General features: G+C 64.1%; 2 protein-coding genes. One reads left to right on the top strand and one right to left on the bottom strand.

The window, feature by feature from the left end:
* Window positions 1–280 precede the first annotated feature (280 nt).
* The gene (locus ACPYOG_RS19125; RefSeq protein ID WP_481295721.1) at window positions 281–562 is read right to left on the bottom strand and encodes a hypothetical protein; all 282 of its coding nucleotides are present in this window, start codon (window positions 560–562) and stop codon (window positions 281–283) included.
* Between the two features lie 160 nt (window positions 563–722).
* Here ACPYOG_RS19125 and ACPYOG_RS19120 point away from each other — a divergent pair.
* A partial coding sequence (locus tag ACPYOG_RS19120; protein WP_481295720.1) for a sulfatase-like hydrolase/transferase occupies window positions 723–1,644 on the top strand: 922 nt, incomplete at its 3' end.

The raw sequence follows: 1,644 nt of genomic DNA, 5'->3' as shown, positions 1-1,644 counted from the left end.
GGTGTGGGCGTGTCAGCTGTGGCCGGCCCAGCCTGATCGTGTCCAGAGGCCTTCTTCGGGGTTGAGGCCGGTGTCGTAAAGGGCTGGGCCGATCGGTTCGTCGTTGGCGCTGGTTGGTGGTGCGTGAGACGCCCTGTCTCGCTTGGTGAGACGCGTCGTGCGTTTCGGCTGGGACGCGGTCGCTGTGGGTGCGATTCGGGCGACTGTCGTGCCCGCGAGGAGGCCTGCACGAAGTTGATACTGGTCTCGGCGTAGCGAGCCTGCTTCCTCGCAGTTGTCCTCAGTGCCTATCGCCGTCCCGTCGTGCAAGATCCTGCCCTTGGGCGAGGTAGTTGTCGAAGTCCTCGTAGTTGGCGGTAGTGAGACGGCGGATCGAGGCCTTGCTCGCGCCGGCGTCGAAGGCTGCGGCAATCGCGCGGGACAGGTCTTCCCTGCGGTCAGCGACCTCGCGCTCGATCTGCGCCTCAGCCTCGGCCCTGATGCGCTTCTTGAGGGCGTTGATGGGCTGAATGCGGGTCCGCCAGATGCGGCCCGCATCGTCGAGTGCCTGTTCCTTGTCCATGAGGAGAGATTCTAGCGCCGTCGCAACGTCAAATCTCGTTCGAGTTGTGGTTGTTTTAGACTTCAAGGCACCTGCAGCCGACGGGCTTAATGCGAGCCGTGAGGAAGAACGCCGAGTCGCTCCTGGGTCGAGTTCGAAGCGTTTCTGGTATCGTTCCCACATGGTTGACGGACGCCCGAACATCCTCCTCGTCGTGGCTGATCAGGTCGTTCCCTTTCTCACCGGTCCCTATGGTGATCCCGCCGTCCAGACGCCGGCGCTCGATCGTCTGGCCGAGCAGGGAGTGACGTTCGACGCCGCCTACACCGCCGTACCGCTGTGCTCGCCATCTCGGGCGGCGCTCTTGGCAGGGAGGGATGCCTCGGCCATGGGTATGTTCGACAACGCGTCCGTGTTTCCGGCAGACCAACCGACTTTGGGGCACTACCTTTCAGCGCACGGTTACGACACCGCGCTCAGCGGCAAGATGCATTTCGTCGGACCCGATCAGCTCCACGGGTTCCGGACCAGGCTGACGACCGACGTCTTCCCCGCGGGAGTCGACTGGGTTCCAGAATTGGATGAAGAGGGCCGATTCCCCGCCGGCGGACACGCCCGGCACTATGCGCCGCCCGACCCGGGCGTACGCCCGTGGACGATGTTCCGGGCCTACGACGAGGAGACCCAGTTTCGCGCGCGTCAGTACCTATTGAATCGCTCCTTGGAGGAGCAATCCGACCCGTTCTGCCTCGTGGTCTCCTACCATCACCCGCATGATCCGTTCCATGTGAGTCAGGAGGCGTGGGACCGTTACGAGGACACCGAGATTCCCCTCTCCGAGCCGGACGACGCAGGAGACCTTGCGCGGTCGGTCATGGATGACTGGGCTGACGACGCACACGAGACCGCCGCGTATGATCTGCGCGACCCGGCGGCCCGCCGAATCACCCGGCGCGCGTACTACGCCGCGCTCTCGTCTGTAGACGACATGGTCGGCCAGCTTCTGGACGCGCTCGAGACCACAGGGGAGTTGGAGAACACACTCGTGCTCTTCACCAGTGATCACGGCGACATGATGACCGAGCGAGGGATGGTCCAGAAGC

It is taken from the genome of Leifsonia sp. HAY1-4F (assembly GCF_056755275.1).
Note: the sequence above shows the minus strand (reverse complement) of the source record. Positions and strands in the feature narration are given on the sequence as shown.

Bases quoted from the DNA above. Each gene is read 5' to 3' on its own strand.
- ACPYOG_RS19125 (WP_481295721.1), bottom strand. From the start codon at position 562: ATGGACAAGGAACAGGCACTCGACGATGCGGGCCGCATCTGGCGGACC.